Source organism: Umezawaea sp. NPDC059074 (genome assembly GCF_042738955.1).
Classification (GTDB): Bacteria; Actinomycetota; Actinomycetes; order Mycobacteriales; family Pseudonocardiaceae; genus Umezawaea.
The window spans coordinates 1-3935 of the sequence record NZ_JBHYHC010000060.1 but is presented as its reverse complement, the minus strand read 5'-3'; the positions used below and the strand labels follow the sequence as shown (position 1 = coordinate 3935).

Below are 3935 nucleotides of genomic sequence, written 5' to 3'. Positions count from 1 at the left end.
GCCGGGCGTGGGTCAACATCTATAACCCCCCATCCCCCCCCGGGGGGCCGGCCTCCACGGGGAGGCCGACCACCGTCAACTCCGGTGTGGGGCTCTGGAGGGCGGCTTCCTCGTGACGACCCGGCGGTGCCGCTGCCCGCCGGACCGGGGACTCGTGCAGGCCTTCGTCCACACCCTGGGCTCCGGGGCGGGCGGTTCCTCGGCCACGACCGGCTTCGGCGGCTCGGTGCGCGCCTTGCCGCGCCAGAACACCACCGCGCCCGCCAGGACCAGCATCACCCCGCTGAGCTGTGCCAGCAGGAACTGCGCCACGCTCAAGCTCTTCCCCTTCACCGTTGGCACCGCGCCCGCACGGCCCGCCACACGCCGCTCTCCGGCGCGGGGACGTGCAGCACGATCTCGTCGGCCTGGCTCGGACTCACCTGCGCGATGAGCGCCGCCAACCGCTCCGGCAGCGCGTCGCTCGGCAGCCAGTGCAGCCCGTGGTCCTCCGCGACGAGCGCGCTGAGCACCCGCGCCCGCGGCAGTTCGGCCGCGTGCCGCAGGTGCACCCCGATCTCCTTGATCCACTCGGACCGGTGCAGCCGCGGCCGCGTGCCACCCAGCAGCGCCAACGCCAGCAGGTAGCGCAGGTCCGGGTCGTGCGGGTCGTCGCGCACCGCGTCGCCGAGGCAGTCGGCCGCCTGCGCGTAGTCGAACGCCGCCAACGCGGCCCGCCCGACGGCGACCCGGTCGCGGATGTCCACGCGCTCGATGAAGTCGTCCACGCCGCTCAGCCGGTCAACGTCATGAGGACGCCGTCGATGGCTGTCACGACGGTGGGCGCGCTGGCGGCGATCCGCTCCGCCTCACCGAGCTCGGCGATGATCCGCTCGACCCTGGGCTCCGGCGCGTGCGCCTCGCTGTTCGCGGCGTCTATGGTCGCCGCGAGCCGAACCCCGACCTCCCGGTCGAGGTCCCGCGACTGCACGGCCCGGTCGACGAGCGAACGCAAGGCGTCCAGCTGCGCGGGAACATCAGGATCGATCCGCCGCCCATCGGAATTCCGAATGACGTCCACGCGCTCTTCTCCGACCCCGAATTCGGCCATCCGCTGCCGTACTCCTCGTGCTGAGTGTGTGTGGGCGGACCGTTCATCGAGCCGTGTTGGCTATGCGTTACCGACCGTTGACACAGCCGGCACAAGTTGCACCGTTCGGGTGGTCGTTGTTCCGGTAAATGGGGAACGGTGTAACGGGGGCGGGTATTGGGGCGATCCAACGGCCCCGCTCGAGTCAGGGCAGGCCTGACCACCCAGGCGGGGCACAACTGCCGTACGACTGCCTGGGTGGGGCCGAGTGTTTTGGTCGTGTCCGATTTTACTTGGGGGATTTGTCCCTTAAAATTTGTCGGGCTGCGGCTTCTGAACCTGCCGTTTTGGCCCGACAAAGGGACAAATCTAGGGGCCCCAAGTCAAATCGGACACAGCACGCTGGAAATGGCAGCCGCCGGGAGAAAAACCCAAACCTCGGCAACGAAGAGGCCCGAGCCGAACCGCGTCGCTTCGGGGGTGTGACGACGCGGCCCGGCTCGGGCCTGGGACGAGCGTCCGCCGCGGGGGGAGGTGGCGGACGCCGTTGGTCTCTACTTCGTGGAGCCCGCCAGCACGCCCTGCACGAAGTAGCGCTGGAACGCCATGAACACGGCCAACGGCACGATCATCGACAGGAACGCGCCGGACGACAGCAGGTCGATGTTCGTCCCGAACTGCCTCAGCTGTCCGCGCAGCGCCACCGTGATCGGTGCGGAGTCCTGGTCGGCGAACACCAGCGCCACCAGCAGGTCGTTCCACACCCACAGGAACTCGAAGATGGCCAGTGACGCGATGGCGGGCTTGCCGATGGGCAGCACCACCTTCGCGAAGATCAGCCATTCCTTCGCGCCGTCCATCCGCGCGGCCTCGATCAGGTCGCGGGGAATGCCGGTGAAGAAGTTCCGCAGCAGGAAGATCGCGAACGGCAGGCCGAACGCCACGTGGAACAGCACCACGCCGGTGATCGTGCCGAACAACCCCACGGCTCCGAACAGCTTCGCCACGGGGATCAGCGCGACCTGGACCGGCATCACCAGCAGGCCGACCACGATCGTCGTCACCCAGGCCCGGCCGGGGAACTCGATCCACGACAGCGCGTACGCCGCCAGCGCCGAGATCACCACGACCAGGACCGTCGACGGCACCGTGATGTAGATGGTGTTGAGGAACGACTTGAGCACGGTCTCGTTGCCCAGCAGGCCCTGGTAGTTCTCCAGGGTGAGCTGCGCGGGCTTGGTGAAGATCGTCCACCAGCCGCCCGCGTTGTTGTCGGTCTCGTCCCTCAGCGACGAGACCAGCAACCCGAACACCGGCATCAGCCAGAACAGCGCGACGAGCGCCAGGATCACCTGGATCGTGCCGTCGCCGAGCTTGCCGACGACCCGTGACACGAAGCCGCGGCGCGGGGCGCCGGACACCGTCACCTCGACGAGGCGCACCTTCTCCGGTGCGGTCGCGGTGGTCATGACTGCTCCCGGCGGAATCGGCGGATGTTGAAGACCATGGCCGGGGCCACGAGGAGGAACAGCATCACGGCCAGCGCGCTGCCGACGCCCTGGTCGCCGCCGGTGCCGAAGGACACCTGCCACATCTGCAACGCCAGCACGTTCGCCTCCTCCTGCACCGAGCCCGGCGCGATGACGAACACCAGCTCGAAGATCTTCAGCACGTTGATCACCAGCGTCACGAACACCACCAGCAGCACCGGCGCCAGCAGCGGGACGGTGACCCGGCGGAACACCTGCATCTCGGTGGCGCCGTCGACGCGCGCGGCCTCCAGCGCGTCGCGCGGGATCGCGGACAGGCCCGCGGCGATGAACGTGATCGCGAAGCCCGTCATGATCCAGATCCACGACGAGATGATCACCGGGGTGATCAGCGACGGGCCGAGCCAGGTGAGGCCGCGGAACGGCAGCTCGAAGTTCACGGCGGGCAGCCGCAGCTGGTAGGAGCCCGGCGGCAGGCCGGGGAACGTGAACCGGCCGTCGTCGCCGGACGTCGTGCGTCCCACGACCTGGCCGTCCTTGACGGCTTCGAGGGCGATGCGCGGCATGCCCTTCTCCGTGCCGTCGAGCTGGCTCGCCCGACCGCCCACGGAGACGTCCAGCCACACGACGCCGCGCAGCTCGGTCATGCCCGCGGCGGGCGCGGTGGCCGAGGTCGCCTGCGGCGGCACCTGCGCGGGCGGGAAGCCCACCAGCGGCACCGCGACGGCCGTGCCGGACTCGAACGACTCGCGGCTCGTGTAGCCCTCGGGCGTCGCCACGAACGGCGCGCCGTCACGGGGCCGCGCGCCGGGGTAGGCCGACGACGGGGAGAACAGGTCGTGCACGCCGACCACGGCCGCGTTGACCACGCCCTGGTTCGGGTCCTCCTCGTACACCAGCCGGAAGATGATGCCGGAGGCGAACAGCGAGATCGCCATCGGCATGAACAGCACGAGCCGGAACGCGGTCGCCCACTTGATCCGCTCGGTGAGCACGGCCAGGATCAGGCCGAGTCCCGTGACGGCGGCGGGCGCGACGACGACCCAGATCACGTTGTTCTTGAACGCGGTCAGCGTGCGGTCGTCGGTGAACGTGTTGATGTAGTTGCCCAGTCCGACGAACTCGTCGCCCGAGCGGTCGAAGAAGCTGCGGATGACCGAGTACACCAGCGGGTAGAGCACCAGCGCGGCCAGCACGAGCGCGGCGGGCAGCAGGAACACCGCCGCGAGCTTGGGTGAGCGCCCCATCGAGGGGTCGTCGACGACGACCTGCTTGGGGGCCCGCCCGCCGGGGGGGGGCGCCCCCCGGGGCGGGGCCGCGGGGGAGCGCACAGAGGCGGTGGCGACCCCACCCAATGATGGTGGGGGGGTTGAAGC

At 69.8% G+C, this 3935-nt stretch carries 5 protein-coding genes; all 5 read right to left on the bottom strand.

Annotation, left to right across the window (positions count from 1 at the left end; genetic code table 11):
• Positions 1-75: 75 nt before the first annotated feature.
• Complete coding sequence (locus ACFWW9_RS25555; protein ID WP_390382851.1) at positions 76-333, bottom strand: hypothetical protein; 258 nt, start codon at positions 331-333, stop codon at positions 76-78.
• Positions 330-767, bottom strand: coding sequence for a hypothetical protein (locus ACFWW9_RS25550; RefSeq protein ID WP_390382848.1), 438 nt, complete (start codon positions 765-767; stop codon positions 330-332). Before ACFWW9_RS25550 ends, ACFWW9_RS25555 begins: the two co-directional genes overlap by 4 nt.
• Before the next feature lie 5 nt (positions 768-772).
• Positions 773-1060 carry a hypothetical protein gene (locus ACFWW9_RS25545; RefSeq protein WP_390382845.1) on the bottom strand — a complete coding sequence of 96 codons (288 nt, stop codon included), beginning with the start codon at positions 1058-1060 and terminating at the stop codon, positions 773-775.
• 563 nt (positions 1061-1623) lie between these two features.
• Positions 1624-2538 carry a carbohydrate ABC transporter permease gene (locus ACFWW9_RS25540; protein WP_390382842.1) on the bottom strand — a complete coding sequence of 305 codons (915 nt, stop codon included), beginning with the start codon at positions 2536-2538 and terminating at the stop codon, positions 1624-1626.
• Positions 2535-3806 carry an ABC transporter permease subunit gene (locus tag ACFWW9_RS25535; protein WP_390382839.1) on the bottom strand — a complete coding sequence of 424 codons (1272 nt, stop codon included), beginning with the start codon at positions 3804-3806 and terminating at the stop codon, positions 2535-2537. Before ACFWW9_RS25535 ends, ACFWW9_RS25540 begins: the two co-directional genes overlap by 4 nt.
• Positions 3807-3935 lie beyond the last annotated feature (129 nt).

Excerpts from the sequence above, each read along its gene's own strand:
- ACFWW9_RS25540 (WP_390382842.1), bottom strand. The coding sequence starts at position 2,538 with ATGACCACCGCGACCGCACCGGAGAAGGTGCGCCTCGTCGAGGTGACG.
- ACFWW9_RS25535 (WP_390382839.1), bottom strand. The coding sequence starts at position 3,806 with ATGGGGCGCTCACCCAAGCTCGCGGCGGTGTTCCTGCTGCCCGCCGCG.